Raw genomic sequence first — 17,980 nt, 5'->3', positions numbered from 1 at the left:
CGGCCTAGAACTTCGAGAAGTCGGGCTTGCGCTTCTGGAAGAAGGCCTGGAAGGCCTCCATCGCCTCGGGGCTGCGCAGCCGGGCGCTGAACAGCTCGCCTTCCGTGCGGATCGTCTTCAGGATGGCCTCGCGCTGCGGACCGCGCAGCAGCTGCTTGGCCTCGCGCACGGCGCCCGGCGGCAGCGCGTTGAAGCGCTCGGCGATGCGCCGCGCGTGGTTCACCACCTCGCCGGCGGGCAGGACGGCGTTGGCCAGGCCCCACTCCACCGCCTGCTCGGGTGTGAAGGGGTCGCCCAGCAGCAGCTTCTCGGCCGCGCGCACGTGGCCCATCAGCTGCGGCACCAGCAAGCTCGACGCGTACTCGGGCACCAGGCCCAGGCTGACGAAGGGCATCGCCAGGCGGGCCTCGTCGCTGACGTAGACGAAGTCGCAGTGCAGCAGCATCGTGGTGCCGATGCCGATGGCCGCGCCGGTGACGGCGGCCACCACGGGCTTGTCGCACTCCAGCAGCGCGCGCATGAACTGGAACACGGGCGAGTCCAGGCTGTCGCTGCTGCCGCCGGGTCCGCGCGACATGAAGTCCTCGATGTCGTTGCCCGAGGTGAAGATGCCCGGCTGCCCGGTGATCAGCACCGCGCGCACGGACCTGTCGTCCTGCGCCGCGCGCAGCGCGTCGCTCATGGCCTGGTACATGGCCACCGTGAGCGCGTTCTTCTTCTCGGGGCGCGCGATCTCGATGGTGGCGACGCCGTTCAGCGTGGCGGTCTTGATGCTCATGCAGTCGTCTCCTGGTGGGTGGTTGGCGCGGACGCGCCGCAGCGCGCCAGGGGGCTCACACTCTCTCGATGATGCCGGCGGCGCCCTGGCCCATGCCGACGCACATCGTGACCATGCCGTACTTCAGCTGGTGGCGGTGCAGCGCGTGCACCACGGTGGCGGCGCGGATGGCACCGGTGGCGCCCAGCGGGTGGCCCAGCGCGATCGCGCCGCCCATCGGGTTCACACGCTCGGGGTTCAGGCCCACGGTGTTGATGACGGCCAGCGCCTGCGCGGCAAACGCCTCGTTCAGCTCGATCCAGCCCAGGTCGTCCTGCTGCAGGCCGGCGTAGCGCAGCGCCGCCGGGATGGCCTCGATGGGGCCGATGCCCATGATCTCGGGCGCGACGCCGCGTGCGGCGAAGCTGACGAAACGCGCCAGCGGCTTCAGGTCGTAGCGCTTGATGGCGGCTTCCGAGGCCAGGATCAGCGCACCGGCGCCGTCGCTGGTCTGGCTGCTGTTGCCGGCGGTGACGCTGCCCTTGGCGGCGAACACCGGCTTGAGCTTGGCCAGGCCCTCCAGGCTGGTGTCGGGGCGCGCGCCTTCGTCGAGGTGGACGGTGCGCGTCTGGGTGCCGACCTCGCCGGTGGCCAGGTTCGGAAAGCGCTCGACGATGTCGATCGGCGTCATCTCGGCCGTGAACTCGCCGGCGGCCATCGCCTTCAGGGCCTTCTGGTGCGAGGCCAGCGCAAACGCGTCCTGCGCCTCGCGGCTGACCTTCCACTGCGCCGCCACCTTCTCGGCGGTCAGGCCCATGCCGTAGGCGATGCCGACGTTCTCGTCCCGGGCGAACACCTCGGGGTTGAAGCTGGGCTTGTTGCCCCCCATCGGCACCATGCTCATGCTCTCGGCGCCGCCGGCGATCATCACGTCGGCCTCGCCGATGCGGATGCGGTCGGCCGCCATCTGCAGCGCGGTCAGGCCGCTGGCGCAGAAGCGGTTGACGGTGACGCCGCCCACCGAATGCGGCAGGCCGGCCAGCACCATCGCGGCACGCGCCATGTTCATGCCCTGCTCGCCCTCGGGAAAGCTGCAGCCGATGATGGCGTCTTCGATGGCCTTCGGGTCCAGCGTCGGCACCTGGGCCAGCGCACTGCGCACGGCAGCCACCAGCAGGTCGTCGGGGCGCGTGTTGCGGAAGTAGCCGCGGCCGCTCTTGCCGATGGGCGTGCGCGTGGCGGCGACGATGTAGGCGTCTTGAACTTGCTTGGTCATGGTCTCGTCTCCGCTCAGTTGCGAACAGGCTTGCCGGTCTGCAGCATGCCCATGATCCGCTCTTGCGACTTGGGGTGTTCCAGCAGGCTGCAGAAGCGGCTGCGCTCCATCGCCATCAGGTACTCCTCGCTCACCAGGCTGCCGGCGTCGACATCGCCGCCGCACACCACCTGCGCGATCAGCGTGCTGATGTGGAAGTCGTGCGCGCTGATGAAGCCGCCGTCGCGCATGTTGGCGAGCTGGCCCATGATGGTGGCGATGGCACTGCGGCCGGCCACCGGAAACAGCGCCTTGTGCGGCGGACGGTAGCCGCTGTCGAACATCGCCTTGGCCTGCGTGCTGGCCACGAACAGCAGCTCGTCCTTGTGCGGCACCACGATGTCGGTGTCCAGCAGGTAGCCCAGCTTGCGCGACTCGATCGCGCTGGTGCCCACCTTGGCCATCGCGGCGTTGGTGAAGCCGTCGGTGGCGAACTTCATGATGTCGGCGTTCGCGTTGCCGGCAGCCGCCATCTCGGCCGCGCGGCGCGCGATGTAGGTCAGGCCGCCACCGCCCGGGATCAGGCCCACGCCCACTTCCACCAGGCCCACGTAGGTTTCCATCGCGGCCACGCGGCGTGCGCAGTGCAGCGCGATCTCGCAGCCGCCGCCCAGCGCGATGCCGCGCATCGCGGCCACCACCGGCACCTGCGCGTAGCGCATGCGCAGCAGAGCCGTCTGCAGCTGCAGGATGACCGGGGCGATGCCCTTGGCGCCTTCCTTCATGAAGACCGGCAGCGTCTGCTCGAGGTTGGCACCGGCCGAGAACACGTCATCAGGCGACCAGATCACCAGGCCCTTGTAGCCGGCTTCGGCCAGTTCCACCGCCTTGTGCAGGCCTTCGACCACACCCGTGCCGATGAGGTGCAGCTTGCTGGTGATGCTGAGGATGAGCACCTCGCCGTCCAGCGTCCACACGCGCACTTCGTCGTTCTTGAAGACTTCGGTGCCGCTGTTCAAGGGCGCGGACGCACCGGCGCCGAGCACGTTCTCGGCGAAGTGCTGGCGCGCGTAGACGGGCAGGCTGCTGCGCGGCACGTAGGTCTGGCGCGACGGGCTCCACGAGCCTTCCGGCGTGTGCACACCCGTGCGGCCGTCGAACACCCAGGCCGGCAGCGGCGCGCTGCTCAGCGCCTTGCCGGCGTCGATGTCCTCCTGCACCCAGGCAGCCACCTGCTGCCAGCCGGCGTCCTGCCACAGCTCGAACGGGCCCTGCTGCATGCCGAAGCCCCAGCGCATCGCGAAGTCGACCTCGCGCGCGTTGTCGGCGATCGCTTCCAGGTGCACAGCCGCGTAGTGGAAGGCGTCGCGCAGGATGGCCCACAGGAACTGCGCCTGCGGGTTGCTGCTCTCGCGCAGCAGCTTCAGGCGCTCGGCGGCCGGCTTCTTCAGCATGCGCGCCACGATCTCGTCGGCCTTCTTGCCCGCGGCCACGTACGTGCCGCTGGCGGGGTCCAGGCGCAGGATGTCCTTGCCTTCCTTCTTGAAGAAGCCGGCGCCGGTCTTCTGGCCCAGTGCGCCCTTGGAGATCAGCGCCTGCAGCACGGGCGGCGTGGCGTAGCTGGGGAAGAACGGATCGCCGGCCAGGTTGTCCTGCAGCGTCTTGATGACGTGGGCCATCGTGTCCAGGCCCACCACGTCGGCGGTGCGGAAGGTGCCGCTGCTGGCGCGGCCCAGCTTCTTGCCGGTGAGGTCGTCGACGACGTCGTAGCCGAGGCCGAACTTCCCGGCTTCGTGGATGGTCGCCAGCATGCCGGCGATGCCCACGCGGTTGGCGATGAAGTTCGGCGTGTCCTTGGCGCGCACCACGCCCTTGCCCAGCGTGGTGGTGACGAAGGCTTCGAGCTGGTCCAGCACCTCGGCCTGCGTCGACGGCGTGGCGATCAGCTCGACCAGCGCCATGTAGCGTGGCGGGTTGAAGAAGTGGATGCCGCAGAAGCGCGGCAGCATGCCGGCAGGCAGCACCTCGGAGAGCTTCGTGATCGACAGGCCCGAGGTGTTGCTGGCGACGATGGCGTGCGCGGCCAGGTGCGGCGCGATCTTCGTGTACAGGTCCAGCTTCCAGTCCATGCGCTCGGCGATCGCCTCGATCACCAGGTCGCACTCGCCCAGCAGCGCCAGGTGCTCCTCGTAGTTGGCCTGCTGGATGCGGCCGGCCAGCTCGGGCACGCCCAGCGGCGCCGGCTTGAGCTTCTTCAGGCCTTCGACGGCCTTGCTGACGATGCCGTTCTTGTGGCCTTCCTTGGCAGGCAGGTCGAACAGCACGACCGGCACGTTGACGTTGACCAGATGGGCGGCGATCTGCGCGCCCATCACGCCGGCGCCGAGCACGGCGACCTTGCGGACCTGGAATCGATTCATGGTTGCTCCGGATGGAAAGAAGTTACTCGACCCGCTGCCAGGTCTGGTTGCGGTAGAAGGGGCCGATGAAGCCGCGTACTTCCAGCGTCTTGCCGCCGTCCTTGGGTGTCAGCCGCACCTTGTAGGTCTTGCCGTTGTTGGGGTCGAGGATGGTGCCGCCGTCCCACCAGGCCTCGTCGGCGCTCTTCCTCACGCCTTCGATGATGGCCATGCCGGTGACGGGCTGGTTCTTGCGCGCGCCCTCGCACTTGTCGCACTTGGCGTCCTGCTTGGTCGGGTCGAGCAGCTTCTCGATGCGGCCGCTGAAGCTGCCGCCGGCGTCGACGATGCGCACCAGCGACTTCTCCTGCTTGCTGTCGTCGTCGATGGTCTTCCACAGCCCCGCCGGCGTGGCCTGGGCCCAGGCCAGCAGCGGCGCGGCGGCGCACAGCAACGTGGCGATCGTCTTCTTCATGGCTCGTCTCCTGTCGTGGGTGGGCTGCCGGCGCGCGGGACGCCGGGGCTTCAGAACAGCGCTTCGTCCATCGCCAGCAGCGGCGCCACGCCGCTGCGCGCGGTGCGGATCAGGCCCGCGGTCTCGGGCAGCAGCTTGGCGAAGTAGAAACGCGCCGTGTGCAGCTTGGCGGTGTAGAACGGGTCGCCCGAGCCCTGCTTGGCCAGCGCGATCTTGGCCATGCGGGCCCAGAAGTACGCGAAGGTCAGGTGGCCCACGACGCGCAGGTAGTCCACGGCGGCGCCACCGACCTCGTCGGGGTTGCCGAAGGCCTTCATGCCGAGCTCGGTGGTCAGCTTCGTGACCTTGTCGCCCAGGTCGGCCAGCGGGTTCACGAACTCCTGCATGTCCTCGTTGACGCCTTCGTCCTCGACGAACTGCGCGATCAGCTTGCCGAACTTCTTCAGCTTGGCGCCGTTGTCGCCCAGGATCTTGCGGCCCAGCAGGTCCAGCGACTGGATCGTGTTGGTGCCCTCGTAGATCATGTTGATGCGGGCATCGCGCACGTACTGCTCCATGCCCCATTCCTTGACGTAGCCGTGGCCGCCGAAGACCTGCATGCAGTGCGACGTGGCGATCCAGCCGTTGTCGGTGATGAAGGCCTTGATGATGGGCGTCAGCAGCGCGACCAGGTCGGCGGCTTCCTTGCGCTCGTCCTCGTCGTCGCTGCTGAGTTCCTTGTCGATCAGCAGTGCCGTGTAGCAGGCCAGCGCGCGGCCGCCTTCGGCGTAGGCGCGCGCGGTCAGCAGCATCTTGCGCACGTCGGGGTGCACGATGATGGTGTCGGCCGGCTTGTCGGGGTTCTTCGGGCCCGAGAGGCTGCGCATCTGGATGCGGTCCTTCGCGTAGGCCACCGCGTTCTGGTACGCCACCTCGGTCAGGCCCAGGCTCTGGTTGCCCACGCCCAGGCGGGCCGCGTTCATCATCACGAACATCGCGGCCAGGCCCTTGTGCGGCTGGCCCACCAGCGTGCCGGTGGCGCCGTCGAGCATCAGCTGGCAGGTGGCGCTGCCGTGGATGCCCATCTTGTGCTCCAGCGCGCTGCAGAAGATCGGGTTGCGGCCACCCAGGCTGCCGTCGGCGTTGACGTGGAACTTCGACACCACGAACAGGCTGATGCCCTTGCTGCCCTGCGGCGCGTCGGGCAGGCGGGCCAGCACCAGGTGCACGATGTTCTCGGTCATGTCGTGGTCGCCGGCCGAGATGAAGATCTTCTGGCCGGTGATCCTGTAGGTGCCGTCGGCCTGCGGCTCGGCCTTGGTGCGCAGCATGCCGAGGTCGGTGCCGCAGTGCGGCTCGGTCAGGCACATCGTGCCGGTCCACACGCCGCTGACCAGCTTCGGCAGATAGGTGGCCTTCTGCTCGGGCGTGCCGTGCGCCTTCAGGCATTCGTAGGCACCGTGCGACAGGCCGGGGTACATGGTCCAGGCCTGGTTGCCCGAGTTCAGCATCTCGAAGAAACACTGGTTCACGACGATGGGCAGGCCCTGGCCGCCGTATTCGGGGTCGCAGCTCAGCGCGGGCCAGCCGCCTTCGACGTACTTGGCATACGCCTCCTTGTAGCCGGTGGGCGTCTGCACCTCGTGCGTGGTCTTGTCGAGCTTGCAGCCCTCGGTGTCGCCACTGATGTTGACCGGGAAGATGACTTCCGAGGCGAACTTGCCGCCTTCCTCGAGCACGGCGTTGATGGTGTCGGCGTCGATGTCGGCGTGCTTGGGCAGCAGCTTCAGTTCGTCGGCGGCGTGGAGCAGTTCGTGCAGCACGAACTGCATGTCGCGCAGGGGCGGGTTGTACTGGGGCATGGAAGGCTCCTGGAGCGAACGGTGGATGGGAGGGATCGGGGGTGTCAGCGCCCGCCGTGGGCAGGCGCCGGGCGGTAGTGGTCGACGACGCGTTCGAAGCCGGCATGCACGCGCTCGAGCACGCCGGGGTTGCGCAGGAAGCGCGCGTCGTGGTGCAGGGCGAGGATCAGGCCGTGCACCTCGAACAGCATCTGCGTCGGGTCGGTGTCGGCGCGCAGGTGGCCTTCTTCGATGGCGATGCGGATCGCCCGCTCCATCGCCGACTGCCACGAGCGCACCATCGAGGCCAGCGCGTCGCGCACCGGGCCGGGCCGGTCGTCGAACTCGACGGCGCCGCTGATGTAGATGCAGCCCGAGTCGAGTTCCACCGAGACGCGGCGCATCCAGCGCTCGAACAGCGCGCGCACCCGCGGCAGGCCGCGCGGCGCGGCGATGGCGGGGAAGAAGACCTCGTCCTCGAAGCGGGCGTGGTACTCGCGGATGACGGAGATCTGCAGTTCCTCGCGCGAGCCGAAGTGCGCGAAGACACCCGACTTGCTCATCTGCATCATCTCGGCCAGCGCGCCGATGGACAGGCCCTCGAGCCCCATGTGCGAGGCCAGGCCGAGCGCGGCGTCGAGGATGGCCGCACGCGTCTGCAGGCCCTTCTGCAGGGTCTTCGGCACGGCGGCGCGGGCGCCGGTGGCGGCAGGGAGTGTCGGCAAGGCAGAGCCCAGAATCGAACGATCGTTCTATTTTGCAGACTTACCCAGCCCGGCGGCAAGCACAACCGTGATTTTTTTAGGTGATGCCGACTAAAGTGGGCTGTTTCGCCTGTCATCGGCCCACGATTGAGCACGACACGCGGATTGATTTACTCTTCGCGCCATGGATGTGCTGCAACTCGACGTTTCTGGCCGCCCACAAGCCTGGATCTCGGCACGGGAGGCCGCGGTGATCTACGCCAGCGACGGTGTCGCCTGGACGCTCGGCGACGCCTTCCAGGTGCTGCGCGGCGGCATCCAGCGCAGCACCGGCGTGCAGTCGCGCATCGAGGTCCACCCCATCATCGCCGTGCGCGGCAGCATCCCGGCGCGGGCCTGGCGCCACACGCCGGCGCTGTCCAACCCCAAGCTGTTCGCGCGCGACCGCAACCTGTGCGCGTACTGCGGCGGGCACTTCCACTTCGACGACCTCACGCGCGAGCACATCCGGCCGGTCTCGCGCGGCGGCGAAGACAGCTGGATGAACTGCATCACGGCCTGCCGCGCCTGCAACGGCCACAAGGGCAACCGCATGCCCGAAGAGGCGCACATGACGCTGCTGTACCTGCCGTACGTGCCCAGCCTGCACGAAGACATGATCCTGCGCGGCCGGCGCATCGTGGCCGACCAGATGGACTTCCTGCTGGCGTCGGTGCCGCGCAGCAGCCGGCTGCACGCGTAGCGCGGCGCCGGCAGCGCGCTGGATCTGGAACAAACGCCGCCGCGCCCGATCTGACAGCATGCGCATGACAACGCCGCGCCCGTGCGCCGCGTTGCACCTGAACACCGGGAGACCCAGCATGAAGCGCCTGTTCGCCGCCCTGAGCGTGGCCGCCCTCGCGGCCTGCACCACCACCAGCCCCGACGTCGTCAGCCGCAGCGAGGCGCAGCGCCTGGCCAGCGTGCAGGACGGCGTGGTGCTGTCGACGCGGGCCGTGGTCGTCGAAGGCCAGCAAAGCGGCATCGGCGGCACGGCCGGCGGCATCGCCGGCGGCGTGGCCGGTGCCAGCGTGGGCGGGCGCCGTGAAGCGGTGGTGGTGGGCGTCATCGGTGCCGTGGTCGGCGGCGTCGTCGGCAATGCGGTCGAGCGCTACGGCACGCGCGAGGAGGCGGTCGAACTGCTGATCCAGTTGAAGAACGGCGAGCGCCGCTCCATCGTGCAGGCCAAGGGCAGCGAGAACATCCAGCCCGGCGACGCGGTGATCCTGGTCACCACCGGCGGCAAGGTGCGCGTGAGCAAGGCACCGGTGGTGGCGCCGACCGAGACCGCCGCACCGCGCAGCTGAAAGCTGCTTGCGGCAGCGCGCGCGCCATCGTAACGTCGCGCGGCGTTGCCGAAGCGGGCCGGCGACGCGCCGATGCCGGCCCGGGTCGACCCGCAGCGAGGTGGTGCATGGCACCCGTGATCCCCCTGCCCTTCGAGACCGGCTTCAAGGCCGAGAGCGTCAACGGCAAGTCGCACAAGACCGGCCTGTTCACGGCAGTCGAGAAGGCGCTGGACGTCTACGTGGCCGACAGCTCCAAGGACCGGCTGCAGCACCTCACCAATGCGCTGGCCGCCTGGAAGCGGTCCAAGCACGATGCCGGCAAGAACACGAACTGGACCCAGTCGGTGCGCTACGCCGCGGTGCACAAGCTTTCTGAATGGCTGGTGCAGGAGAGCACGGCGCGCGGCCTGTTTCCAGTCTCGCGCAGCCTCTGGGGCAGCAAGCACAACTGCTATGCCTACGCGATGAAGTGCCAGGAGCCCACCGGCCTGGGCCAGATTTCGTGGACCGGCTGCTACGCCGAGAAGGCCATCGGCACCGACTACGTGCAGGGCGTCGTCGAAGACGGCCTGGCCAGCGGCAAACAGGTGCTCGTGTTGCCGCAACTGCTGCCGTCGCCGGTGCCGCCGCGGCAGAACGACGGCACCTATCTCGTCGCCATGGTCTCCAACCGCATGGGCTTTCACTTCATGCGCCGCCGCGAATCGACCGGCTTGTGGTCGCACAAGAACGGCGGCGCGTCCCCGGTGGACACCTGCTTCTACGACACCGACCTGCACAAGCCCGTGGCCATCACCGACGAGGTGGCGCTGAAGATCCTGGAGAAGCCGACGCTCATCGGCTGCAGCATGACCTTCACGCGCTACCTGCGCGTGCCGCGCGGCGTGCAGGTGGGCGGCAATCCGGGGGGCGGCAAGAGCGTCCAGAAGAAGAAGTGACCGCCGCGCCCCGCGCGCTGGAGGCAGATGGTAGGCCGCCCGTGAGTCGAACACGGCACCAACAGATTATGAGTCTGCTGCTCTAACCAATCATGAGCTAGCGGCCCGCGGGGCGCGATTCTAGGCGCCGACCGGCCAGCCGGCGGCGCGCGGCCCGTTCACTTCACCGACAGCGCGTGGCCCACCAGCCGCGACGTGATGTCGACGATCTGGATCATGCGGTCGTAGGCCATGCGCGTGGGGCCGATGACGCCCAGCGTGCCGACGATGCGCCCGTCGACCTCGTAGGGCGCGGTCACCACCGACAGCTCCTCGAACGGCACCACCTGACTCTCGCCGCCGATGTAGATGCGCACGCCTTCGGCACGACTGCTCACGTCGAGCAGGCGCATCAGCTCGGTCTTCTGCTCGAACACCCCGAACATGCGCCGCAGGCTGCCCATGTCGTTGCCGAAGTCCTGCACGCCAAGCAGGTTGCGCTCGCCCGAGACGACCACGCCCTCGTGGCTCTCGGCCAGGGCCTCGCCGGTCTGCACCGCGGCCTGCATCAGCGCCGCGATCTCGCTGCGCAGGTTCTCGATCTCGTGCTTCAGCCGCTCGCGCACCTCTTCGATGGTGAGCCCGGCGTAGTGCGTGTTCAGGAAGTTCGTCGCCTCCACCAGCTCGGCCTGGCTGTGGTCGCGCGCGGTGAAGATGACGCGGTTCTGCACGTCGCCGTCGGGCGCGACCAGGATCACCAGCACGCGCCGCTCGCCCAGGCGCAGGAACTCGATGTGGTGGAACACGCTGGCCTTGCGCGGCGCGGTGACGACGCCGACGAAGCTGCTCAGGTTCGACAGCAGGCTGGCGGCCTGCGCGATCACGCGCTGCGGCTGGTCCGGGTGCAGCTGGCCGCGCGCCGCGGTGAGCTCGGGCGACGACGACTCCAGGTCGATCGGCCGCGCCGTCAGCATCGTGTCGACGAACAGGCGGTAGCCGCGCGCGGTGGGGATGCGGCCGGCGCTGGTGTGGGGGCTGGCGATCAGGCCGAGCTCTTCCAGGTCGGCCATCACGTTGCGGATCGTGGCCGGCGACAGGTCCAGCCCCGAGGCCCGCGACAGCGTGCGCGACCCCACCGGCGTGCCGTCGGCGATGTAGCGTTCGACCAGGGCTTTCAGCAGTGTTTTCGCGCGGTCGTCGAGCATGGCCTTCATTGTAGGGAGCGTGGGTCGCTATGGTGTAATCCGCCGCATGCCGGCCCCCTTCCGCCATGCCGCAGTCGTCGGAAAGTTCCAGGCCCGCGGCATCCGCCCGGTGCTGGAGGAGATCGCGCACTTTCTGGTCGCGCAAGGCATCGAGGTCTCGTTCGAACGCGACACCGCGCACGCCACCGGCGTGACCGGGTTCGACGCCCTGTCGCCCGCCGAGATGGGCCGCCAGTGCGACATCGCCGTGGTGGTGGGCGGCGACGGCACGATGCTCGGCATCGCCCGCGAGCTGGCGCGCCACAACCTGCCGCTGGTGGGCATCAACCAGGGCCGGCTGGGCTTCATCACCGACGTGCCCTTCGACAAGTACAAGGAAGCGCTGGCCGCGATGCTGGCCGGCGACCACGAGGAAGAGCACCGCACGATGATCGAGGGCGGCGTCTGGCGCGACGAGGAGAAGATCTTCGACGGCCTGTCGATGAACGACGTGGTCGTCAGCCGCGGCGCCACGTCGAGCATGGTCGAGCTGCGCATCGACATCGGCGACGACTTCGTCGCCAACATCCGCGCCGACGGCCTCATCGTCGCGTCGCCCACCGGCAGCACGGCGTATGCGCTGTCGGCAGGCGGGCCCATCTTGCACCCGGGCATCGGCGGCTGGGTCATCGTGCCGATCGCGTCGCACACGCTGTCGAACCGGCCCATCGTCGTGCCCGACCAGGGCGAGATCCGCATCACGGTGGTGGCCGGCCGCGACGCGTCGGCCAACTTCGACATGCACAGCCTGGCCAGCCTGCTGCACGGCGACCAGGTCCGCGTGCGGCGTTCGCAGTTCAAGGTGCGCTTCCTGCACCCTCGCGGCTGGAGCTACTACGCGACCCTGCGCCGCAAGCTGCGCTGGTACGAAGGCGTCTGAGCATGTTGCGCCGCTTGACGCTGCGCGACGTGGTCATCGTCGCCCATCTCGAAGTCGACATGGCCGCCGGCTTCACGGTGCTCACCGGCGAGACCGGCGCCGGCAAGTCCATCCTCATCGACGCGCTGCAACTGGCGCTGGGCGCGCGCGCCGATGCCACGCTGGTGCGCGAAGGCGCGGCACGCGCCGAGGTCAGCGCCGAGTTCGACCTGCCCGCGGCGCTGCAGCCCTGGCTGGACGAGGCCGGCTTTGCCGCCGAGCCCACGCTGCTGCTGCGCCGCACCGTGGATGCGCAGGGCAAGAGCCGCGCCTGGATCAACGGCAGCCCGGCCACCGTGGCGCAGCTGCGGGAAGCCGCCGACCACCTGGTGGACATCCATGGCCAGCACGCCTGGCAGGGCCTGACGCGGCCGGCCGCGGTGCGCGCGCTGCTCGACACGCAGGCCGGCATCGACCCAGGCCCGCTGGCCGCGCGCTGGCAGGCTTGGCGCGCGGCGCTGGCGGCACTGGACGCCGCGCGCAGCCAGCGCGACGTGCTGGAGCGCGAGCGCGAACGCCTGGCCTGGCAGATCGGCGAGGTCGGCAAGCTCGCACCCGGCGCCGACGAGTGGGACGCGCTCAACGCCGAACACCAGCGCCTCGCCCACGGGCAGGCGTTGCTGGACGGCGCGCGCGCGGCGCTCGACGCCGTGGCCGATGCCGAACCCTCGGCCGATGCGCTGACCAGCCGCGCCATCGACGCGCTCGACGACGTGGTGCGCTACGACGCCGAGCTGGCCGCCGTTGTCGAGGTGCTGCGCAGCGCGCAGGCCCAGCTGGAAGACGCCGCCCGCACGCTGCACGGCTACCTGGGCCACCGCGATCCCGACCCGGAACGCCTGGCGGCGCTGGACGCACGGCTGTCGGCCTGGGTGTCGCTGGCGCGCCGCTACCGCCGCGCGCCGGCCGAACTGCCGGCGCTGCTGGCCGGCTGGCAGCAGGAACTGCGGGCGCTGGACGCCGCCGCCGACCTCGACGGCCTCGAACGCGCCGCCGCCGAAGCCGAACGCCTGTGGCGCGACGAGGCGAAGAAGACCAGCCGCGCGCGCCACAAGGCCGCGCCCCGCCTGTCGGCCGCGGTGACGCAGGCGATGCAGCAGCTCGGCATGGCGGGCGGGCGGTTCGAGGTGGCGCTGCTGCCGCAGGACGAACCGCAGGCCTTCGGGCTGGAAGCGGTGGAGCTGCGCGTGGCCGGCCACGCCGGCAGCACGCCGCGTGCGCTGGCCAAGGTGGCGTCGGGCGGCGAGCTCTCGCGGCTGGCGCTGGCCATCGCCACGGCCACCACGTCGCCGCAGCAGGGCAGCGGCGCGCCGACGCTGATCTTCGACGAGATCGATGCCGGCGTCGGCGGCAACGTGGCCGACAGCGTCGGCCGGCTGATGCAGCAACTCGGGCGCAGCGCGCAGGTGATGGCGGTCACGCACCTGGCCCAGGTGGCGGCCTGCGCCGACCACCACTTCGTCGTCAGCAAGGGCCTGCAGGGCCGCGCCACCGTGAGCGACGTGCAGCCCGTGGCCGGCGAAGCCCGCGTGGCCGAGATCGCCCGCATGCTGGGCGGCGAGAAGCTCAGCAACACCAGCCGCGCGCACGCGCAGGCCATGCTGTCGGGAGGCGGGCAGTGAGCGAATGGATGCCGCTGGGCGGTCACCACCGCGACGAGGTGATCCTGGTCACCGGCATCTCCGGCTCGGGCAAGTCGGTCGCGCTGCACGCGCTGGAAGACGCGGGCTACTTCTGCGTCGACAACCTGCCGCCCGAGCTGCTGCGCGACTTCATCCGCCTGGAGCACGAGCGCTTCACCCGCCGCGTGGCGGTGGCGGTGGACGTGCGCACCGCGGCGTCGCTGCCCGGGCTGCTGCCGCTGATCGACGCGCTGCGCAGCGAGGGCCTGAACATCCGCCCGCTGTTCCTGGACGCCAGCACCGACGCGCTGGTGCGGCGCTTCTCCGAGACCCGCCGTCCGCACCCGCTGTCGACGCTGTCGGCCGGCACCGACAGCTCGCGGGCGCTGATCGAGGCCATCGAGCTCGAACGTGCGCTGCTGGCCGACCTGCGCGAGGTCTCCACCGTCATCGACACCAGCCAGCTGCGCACGGCGCAGCTGCGCAACTGGATGCGCTCGCTGGTGGGCGCGCGCGAGTCGGCGCTGACGCTGGTGTTCGAGAGCTTCGCCTTCAAGCACGGCGTACCGCTCGACGCCGACTACGTGTTCGACGTGCGCGTGCTGCCCAACCCGTACTACATCCGCGAGCTGCGGCCGCTGACCGGGCGCGACGCACCGGTGGCGACCTACCTCGAGTCGCAGCCCGAGGTGGCCGAGATGCTGCGCCAGATCGAGGCCTTCCTGGCGCGCTGGCTGCCTGCGTTCGAGGACAACCAGCGCAGCTACCTCACCGTGGCCATCGGCTGCACCGGCGGCCAGCACCGCTCGGTCTACAGCGTGGAATGGCTGGCGCAGCGCTTCCAGGCCCAGCACGCCACCCTCGTGCGCCACCGCGAGCTCGACGCGCGTGACTGACACCACCGCCCTGCCCCTGTTCCCGCTGCAGACGGTGCTGTTCCCCGGCACCGTGCTGCACCTGAAGATCTTCGAGGCGCGCTACCTCGACCTGATGTCGGCCTGCCTGCGCAGCGGCGACCCCTTCGGCGTCATCTGCCTGAAGCAGGGCGGCGAGGTCGCGCGCAAGGGCCAGCCGGTCGAGCTGGAAGACGTGGGCGTGCTGACGCGGCTGGACGAGATGGACGCCGACCAGCCCGGCCTGCTGCGCGTGCGCTGCAGCGGCCTGCAGCGCTTCCGCCGCCTGGGCCCGGCCACCCAGCAGCCCGGCGGCCTGTGGACCTGCGACGCCCGCACGCTGGCCGACGATCCGCTGCGCCTGCCCGGCCCGACGATGCTGCAGACCGTGCAGGCGCTGGCCGGCGCCATCAAGGCCCTGCGTGAACAGGGCCAGGAGCCGTTCGCCGAGCCCTACCGGCTCGACGACGCCGGCTGGGTCGCCAACCGCTGGTGCGAACTGCTGCCGGTGTCGCTGGCTGCCAAGCAGAAGCTGATGGAGCTGGACGATCCGGTGATCCGGTTGTCCCTCGTGGACGGCTTCCTGCGCGACAAGAAGGTCGTCATCGGCTGAACTCCGCCCGCGCGGGCTGGATCAATCGCGTTCGAGCAGCTTGCGCACGGGCGCCGGCAGGCCCAGCGCCAGCGCCTCGGTGCGCGTGCACCAGCGGCCGGGCGGCAGCGCGGGCGCCAGTGCCGCTGCGTCGGGCGTGTCGGGCCACACCCACTGCAGCGGCTGCAGCGTCCAGTCGAAGTGCGTCAGCGTGTGGGCGATGTCGGGCAGCCATGCGCCCTGCCCCGGCCAGCCCGCGGCCAGCGCCTGCAGCGTCTCGCGGCTGTCGAACTCGGGCAGGCTCCACAGCCCGGCCCAGACCCCGGTGCCGGGGCGCTGCACCAGCCACAGCCGGCCGCCCTGCTCCAGCCACAGCAGCGCGTGCGTGCGGGCGCCGCGCCTGAGCTTCTTCGTCTTCACCGGATAGCGCTCGGGCGTACCCTGCGCATGGGCCACGCACTGCGCCGCCAGCGGGCACAGCAGGCACGCGGGCCGGCGCAGGGTGCAGACGCCAGACCCCAGGTCCATCAGGCCCTGCGTGTAGGCCTCGATGCCCTCGCCGGGCAACAGCGCCTCGGCCTGCTGCCACAGCGCGCGTTCCTGGGATGCCGACGAGAGATCGCCGTCGAAGCCCAAGGCCCGGGTCAGCACCCGCTTGACGTTGCCGTCGAGGATGGCCGCGCGCTCGCCGAAGCAGAAGGCCGCGATGGCCGCGGCGGTGGAGCGCCCGATGCCCGGCAGCGTGGCCAGCGTGGTGCTGGTGCCGGGGAACCGCCCCCCGTGCTGGCCCACCACCGCCTGCGCGCAGCGGTGCAGATTGCGCGCGCGGCTGTAGTAGCCCAGGCCGCTCCACAGCGCCAGCACGTCGTCCAGGGGCGCTTCGGCCAATGCCTGCACGTCGGGGAAACGCTGCAGGAAGCGCGGGTAGTACTCCAGCACCACGGCCACCTGGGTCTGCTGCAGCATCACCTCGGACAGCCACACGCGGTACGGGTCGCGCGTGCCTTGCCAGGGCAGGCCGTGGCGGCCGTGGCTGCGCTGCCAGCGCACCACCGCGCCGGCCAGGTCGGGCGGGGGCGGCATCAGGCCGCGTCCTGCTGCAGGTGGGCGGCGTCGGGGTGCGCCATGGCCGCGCTGCGCGTGGCCGTCAGCACGGCGTCGGCGGCGCGGTCGAGGTGCCGCTGCAGCTGCGCCAGGCGCTCGTCCTGGGCCTCGACCTCGGCGATGCGCGTCTCCAGCTCGCCCGCGGCGGCCTGGATGCGTTCGAGCGACTCGCGGCGGCGCTTGAAGCTGCGGCGGCGTTCGCGCAGCTGCACGTCGACCTGGCTGGACGCGGTCTTGCTCCACAGCTCCAGCTCGCCGGCGGCGTTCTCGAACACGACGCGCAGCTTGGACAGCAGCATGCGCCGGAACTGCTCGGCAAACCCCGGCACGGCCATGCGCCAGGCCTGGCCCAGACCGAGGTAGCGGCTGTAGTTCTGGTCCAGCAGGTCCAGTTCCTTGGCGAAGGGCTTCAGCGCCGGCGGCGGAGCCAGCGAGAACGCGAAGCCGTAGTCGGCATTGAGCTGCAGGAAGCTGGCGTCCAGCATCTGCCGCATCTCGTCGGCCAGCGCGCCGGCGTCGGCCAGCGACTGGCGCAGGCGCTGGCACAGCGTCTCGAAGGCCTTGCGCGCGCCCAGGTTCAGCGGTTTTGCGCCGATGGCCGACTGCATGGCCGCGACCTCGGCCCGCAGCGCGTCGCTCGACAGCTTGGCCAGCACGTTGCGCAGCAGCTTGGCCTGCACCGCACGCACGGCCTGAAGCCGCGCGGTGCAGCCTTCGAACTCGGCCGCCTCGGCGTCCACCCTCTGCAGCATCAGCCGCACCTTGGCGCTGCTCTTGCCGCGCAGGCCGCGCAGCTCGAGCAGTTGCTCGGCCTGCGAGCGGCGCCGGTCGGACAGCCGGCGCGTGCCGGCGGCGCGCAGCTGCCCCACCGCGCCTTCGGCGGCCTGCAGCAGCAGCTCGTGCTGGCGCGGCAACAGTTCGGCGGTGATGGCGGCTTCCAGCGCAGGCAGGCGGCTCGCGGCCAGGGCCTGCGCATCGCCGCCGACGCGCGCGGCCAGCGCCTGCCGCGCGGACAGCGGAAACACGCGCTGCGGCGGCAGGCCCAGCGTCTGCGCGGTGGTCTCGCGCTGGCGCGCGATCTGCGCCTCGACGGCCTCGGGCGTGGCCAGCGGATCGACCAGCGTGTCGATCTTGTTGAGCACCACGAAGCGTTCGAGGCTGTTGCCGCCCAGGTGCTCGCGCCAGATCGCCAGGTCGGACTTGGTGACGCCGGTGTCGGCGGCGAGCACGAAGACGGTGGCGTGCGCGGACGGCAGCAGCGACAGCGTCAGTTCCGGCTCGGCGCCGATCGCATTCAGGCCCGGCGTGTCGAGCACCACCAGGCCGCGCAGCAGCAGCGGGTGCGGGTAGTTGATCAGCGCGTGGCGCCAGGCCGGCACCTCGACCTGGCCGTCGGCCTCCAGCGCCGGGTTGTCCTCGGGGTGTTCGTCGCTCCAGAACCCCAGCGCGGTGGCGTCGGCGACGCTGACGCGCTGCGTGCGCGTCACGGCCGACAGCGCCTCGGCCAGCGCGTCGGGGTCGGCGGGGTTCAACGGCACGTGCTGCCAGGCGTCGTCACGCGCGCGCAGTTCGGTCAGCGACAGGCCCTGCAGCCGGGTGGCGATCGGCAACAGCGACAGCCGAGCCGGCAGCGCCGCCTGGTGGAACAGCTCCACCGGGCACATCGTGGTGCGCCCCGGCGTGGCCGGCAGCACGCGGCGGCCGGCACTGGCGAAGAAGATCGCGTTGATCAGCTCGGACTTGCCGCGCGAGAACTCGGCCACGAAGGCCAGCACCAGCTTGTCGCTGGCCAGGCGCTCGCGCAGCACCGACAGCACGCTGGCGTCCGCGTCGACGACGAGGTCGTGATCGGCCAGGAACTCGGCCAGCGCCGCGGCGCGGCGGTCGAGGTCGCCGCGCCAGCGCGCGAGCTGGTCGAGTGTGGAGACGATGGAGCTTTGCATCGTGGAAC

The 17,980-nt window shown here is 70.5% G+C and carries 16 protein-coding genes and 1 tRNA gene; 7 read left to right on the top strand and 10 right to left on the bottom strand.

The window, feature by feature from the left end:
- Positions 1–4 precede the first annotated feature (4 nt).
- Genes ACPOLB_RS19630 through ACPOLB_RS19605 form a run of 6 tightly spaced genes read right to left on the bottom strand, consistent with a single transcriptional unit; the run spans position 5 to position 7,431 of the window.
- Positions 5–778, bottom strand: a complete 774-nt coding sequence (locus ACPOLB_RS19630) for an enoyl-CoA hydratase (RefSeq protein ID WP_425257716.1) — start codon at positions 776–778, stop codon at positions 5–7.
- 55 nt (positions 779–833) lie between these two features.
- Positions 834–2,033 carry an acetyl-CoA C-acyltransferase gene (locus tag ACPOLB_RS19625; protein WP_425257715.1) on the bottom strand — a complete coding sequence of 400 codons (1,200 nt, stop codon included), beginning with the start codon at positions 2,031–2,033 and terminating at the stop codon, positions 834–836.
- A 14-nt stretch (positions 2,034–2,047) separates the two neighbouring features.
- Positions 2,048–4,432 (bottom strand): 3-hydroxyacyl-CoA dehydrogenase/enoyl-CoA hydratase family protein, encoded by a 2,385-nt coding sequence (locus ACPOLB_RS19620; RefSeq protein WP_425257714.1) that lies wholly within the window; start codon positions 4,430–4,432, stop codon positions 2,048–2,050.
- Positions 4,433–4,454: 22 nt separating this feature from the next.
- On the bottom strand, positions 4,455–4,886 hold the full coding sequence (locus ACPOLB_RS19615) for a DUF2147 domain-containing protein (protein ID WP_425257713.1): 432 nt from the start codon (positions 4,884–4,886) through the stop codon (positions 4,455–4,457).
- 50 nt (positions 4,887–4,936) lie between these two features.
- On the bottom strand, positions 4,937–6,727 hold the full coding sequence (locus tag ACPOLB_RS19610; protein WP_425257712.1) for an acyl-CoA dehydrogenase C-terminal domain-containing protein: 1,791 nt from the start codon (positions 6,725–6,727) through the stop codon (positions 4,937–4,939).
- A gap of 44 nt (positions 6,728–6,771) precedes the next feature.
- Positions 6,772–7,431, bottom strand: coding sequence for a TetR/AcrR family transcriptional regulator (locus ACPOLB_RS19605; RefSeq protein ID WP_425257711.1), 660 nt, complete (start codon positions 7,429–7,431; stop codon positions 6,772–6,774).
- Positions 7,432–7,594: 163 nt separating this feature from the next.
- Here ACPOLB_RS19605 and ACPOLB_RS19600 point away from each other — a divergent pair, with 163 nt between their 5' ends.
- From ACPOLB_RS19600 to ACPOLB_RS19590, 3 genes are all read left to right on the top strand, one after another.
- Positions 7,595–8,152, top strand: a complete 558-nt coding sequence (locus ACPOLB_RS19600; protein ID WP_425257710.1) for an HNH endonuclease — start codon at positions 7,595–7,597, stop codon at positions 8,150–8,152.
- A gap of 118 nt (positions 8,153–8,270) precedes the next feature.
- A complete protein-coding gene (locus ACPOLB_RS19595) occupies positions 8,271–8,756 on the top strand; it encodes a glycine zipper 2TM domain-containing protein (RefSeq protein WP_425257709.1) in 486 nt (161 codons plus the stop codon).
- Between the two features lie 107 nt (positions 8,757–8,863).
- A complete protein-coding gene (locus ACPOLB_RS19590) occupies positions 8,864–9,676 on the top strand; it encodes a hypothetical protein (protein ID WP_425257708.1) in 813 nt (270 codons plus the stop codon).
- 28 nt (positions 9,677–9,704) lie between these two features.
- On the opposite strand, the gene ACPOLB_RS19585 is transcribed toward ACPOLB_RS19590, so the two are convergent.
- Positions 9,705–9,783 (bottom strand) — tRNA-Ile (locus ACPOLB_RS19585).
- Between the two features lie 51 nt (positions 9,784–9,834).
- Entirely contained in the window at positions 9,835–10,860 is a 1,026-nt protein-coding gene (gene hrcA, locus ACPOLB_RS19580) for a heat-inducible transcriptional repressor HrcA (protein ID WP_425257707.1), read from the bottom strand.
- 46 nt (positions 10,861–10,906) lie between these two features.
- Between hrcA and ACPOLB_RS19575 the strand changes: the two genes are divergently transcribed.
- From ACPOLB_RS19575 to ACPOLB_RS19560, 4 genes are read left to right on the top strand one after another with little or no spacing between them, the layout of a single operon-like run.
- Positions 10,907–11,779 carry an NAD kinase gene (locus ACPOLB_RS19575; RefSeq protein ID WP_425257706.1) on the top strand — a complete coding sequence of 291 codons (873 nt, stop codon included), beginning with the start codon at positions 10,907–10,909 and terminating at the stop codon, positions 11,777–11,779.
- Positions 11,780–11,781: 2 nt separating this feature from the next.
- Positions 11,782–13,440 (top strand): DNA repair protein RecN, encoded by a 1,659-nt coding sequence (gene recN, locus ACPOLB_RS19570; protein ID WP_425257705.1) that lies wholly within the window; start codon positions 11,782–11,784, stop codon positions 13,438–13,440.
- 8 nt (positions 13,441–13,448) lie between these two features.
- Complete coding sequence (gene rapZ / locus ACPOLB_RS19565) at positions 13,449–14,336, top strand: RNase adapter RapZ (protein WP_425261950.1); 888 nt, start codon at positions 13,449–13,451, stop codon at positions 14,334–14,336.
- Positions 14,329–14,946, top strand: a complete 618-nt coding sequence (locus ACPOLB_RS19560) for an LON peptidase substrate-binding domain-containing protein (protein ID WP_425257704.1) — start codon at positions 14,329–14,331, stop codon at positions 14,944–14,946. The genes rapZ and ACPOLB_RS19560 overlap by 8 nt, the downstream gene beginning before the upstream one ends.
- A 21-nt stretch (positions 14,947–14,967) precedes the next feature.
- Here the strand turns inward: ACPOLB_RS19560 and mutY are convergent, their stop codons facing one another.
- A complete protein-coding gene (gene mutY, locus ACPOLB_RS19555) occupies positions 14,968–16,008 on the bottom strand; it encodes an A/G-specific adenine glycosylase (RefSeq protein WP_425257703.1) in 1,041 nt (346 codons plus the stop codon).
- Positions 16,008–17,972, bottom strand: a complete 1,965-nt coding sequence (locus ACPOLB_RS19550; RefSeq protein ID WP_425257702.1) for a dynamin family protein — start codon at positions 17,970–17,972, stop codon at positions 16,008–16,010. Before ACPOLB_RS19550 ends, mutY begins: the two co-directional genes overlap by 1 nt.
- Between the last annotated feature and the right edge of the window lie 8 nt (positions 17,973–17,980).

It is taken from the genome of Rubrivivax soli (genome assembly GCF_049810355.1).
In the GTDB taxonomy this organism is placed as follows: domain Bacteria; phylum Pseudomonadota; class Gammaproteobacteria; order Burkholderiales; family Burkholderiaceae_C; genus Rubrivivax.
This window is presented reverse-complemented; position numbering and strand designations above follow the sequence as displayed.

What these genes read in the sequence shown, in the direction of transcription:
- ACPOLB_RS19630 (WP_425257716.1), bottom strand. Translation starts at nt 778, where the DNA reads ATGAGCATCAAGACCGCCACGCTGAACGGCGTCGCCACCATCGAGATC.
- ACPOLB_RS19550 (WP_425257702.1), bottom strand. Translation starts at nt 17,972, where the DNA reads ATGCAAAGCTCCATCGTCTCCACACTCGACCAGCTCGCGCGCTGGCGC.
- ACPOLB_RS19600 (WP_425257710.1), top strand. Translation starts at nt 7,595, where the DNA reads ATGGATGTGCTGCAACTCGACGTTTCTGGCCGCCCACAAGCCTGGATC.
- ACPOLB_RS19590 (WP_425257708.1), top strand. Translation starts at nt 8,864, where the DNA reads ATGGCACCCGTGATCCCCCTGCCCTTCGAGACCGGCTTCAAGGCCGAG.
- rapZ (WP_425261950.1), top strand. Translation starts at nt 13,449, where the DNA reads ATGCCGCTGGGCGGTCACCACCGCGACGAGGTGATCCTGGTCACCGGC.
- ACPOLB_RS19615 (WP_425257713.1), bottom strand. Translation starts at nt 4,886, where the DNA reads ATGAAGAAGACGATCGCCACGTTGCTGTGCGCCGCCGCGCCGCTGCTG.
- mutY (WP_425257703.1), bottom strand. Translation starts at nt 16,008, where the DNA reads ATGCCGCCCCCGCCCGACCTGGCCGGCGCGGTGGTGCGCTGGCAGCGC.
- ACPOLB_RS19625 (WP_425257715.1), bottom strand. Translation starts at nt 2,033, where the DNA reads ATGACCAAGCAAGTTCAAGACGCCTACATCGTCGCCGCCACGCGCACG.
- ACPOLB_RS19595 (WP_425257709.1), top strand. Translation starts at nt 8,271, where the DNA reads ATGAAGCGCCTGTTCGCCGCCCTGAGCGTGGCCGCCCTCGCGGCCTGC.
- ACPOLB_RS19575 (WP_425257706.1), top strand. Translation starts at nt 10,907, where the DNA reads ATGCCGGCCCCCTTCCGCCATGCCGCAGTCGTCGGAAAGTTCCAGGCC.
- recN (WP_425257705.1), top strand. Translation starts at nt 11,782, where the DNA reads ATGTTGCGCCGCTTGACGCTGCGCGACGTGGTCATCGTCGCCCATCTC.
- ACPOLB_RS19610 (WP_425257712.1), bottom strand. Translation starts at nt 6,727, where the DNA reads ATGCCCCAGTACAACCCGCCCCTGCGCGACATGCAGTTCGTGCTGCAC.
- hrcA (WP_425257707.1), bottom strand. Translation starts at nt 10,860, where the DNA reads ATGCTCGACGACCGCGCGAAAACACTGCTGAAAGCCCTGGTCGAACGC.
- ACPOLB_RS19620 (WP_425257714.1), bottom strand. Translation starts at nt 4,432, where the DNA reads ATGAATCGATTCCAGGTCCGCAAGGTCGCCGTGCTCGGCGCCGGCGTG.